A 652-nucleotide genomic window follows, 5' to 3' on the forward strand; every position below is an offset into this window, starting at 1 on the left:
ACAAATTACATTAGAAAAAGAAATTCATGAAACAGAAGTAGGAAGGGAAGCAGAGCAGTTAGGTATTTCGATTGAAGGAAAAGATGTTGGGACGCTGTCAGAAGAAATCTATGAAACAAAAGTAAAGCAAGAAGCGTTAAAGCTAGGTATATCTATAGAGAATACATCAATTGTAGATTTAATTACTCAAATTAATACGATTAAAATTAAAGATGAAGCAGATAAATTAGGCATTTCTACAGATGGAAAAGAAATTGAAGACATCGCGGAAGAAATCTACGGAACGAAAGTAAGAGAAGAAGCAGGAAAGTTAGACATTTCTCAAAAAGGAAAAGAAATTGAAGAGTTAGCACAAGAAGTGTACGAACAAAAAGTACAGGAAGAAGCAAAAAAATATCATATTGATTTGTACGGTAAAGATATATATCAAATATTAAAAGAAATTAATGAACAAAAGGTGCTACAAATGGCAGATGAGCTTAATATGGATAAAATGAATATGAATATTCAAGAGTTAGCGGAAAAGATAAAAAAAGATCAGCCTGAAAAAGGAAAAGAACTAAATTTTGTACCGATGATTAGAACGGATGCTGACGCATTTTATTCTTATTTAACGAATTAATAAGGGCGTGAAAGTGATAAGAAAATTGAA

1 protein-coding gene is annotated in these 652 nt (G+C 30.8%); it reads left to right on the forward strand.

Going from position 1 to position 652, the window contains the following annotated elements; all coding sequences use genetic code 11:
* A partial coding sequence (locus MR167_RS31595) for a transporter (RefSeq protein ID WP_242316244.1) occupies positions 1-622 on the forward strand: 622 nt, incomplete at its 5' end.
* Positions 623-652: the final 30 nt, after the last annotated feature.

It is taken from the genome of Bacillus cereus group sp. BfR-BA-01355, assembly GCF_022663675.1.
In the GTDB taxonomy this organism is placed as follows: domain Bacteria; phylum Bacillota; class Bacilli; order Bacillales; family Bacillaceae_G; genus Bacillus_A; species Bacillus_A thuringiensis_S.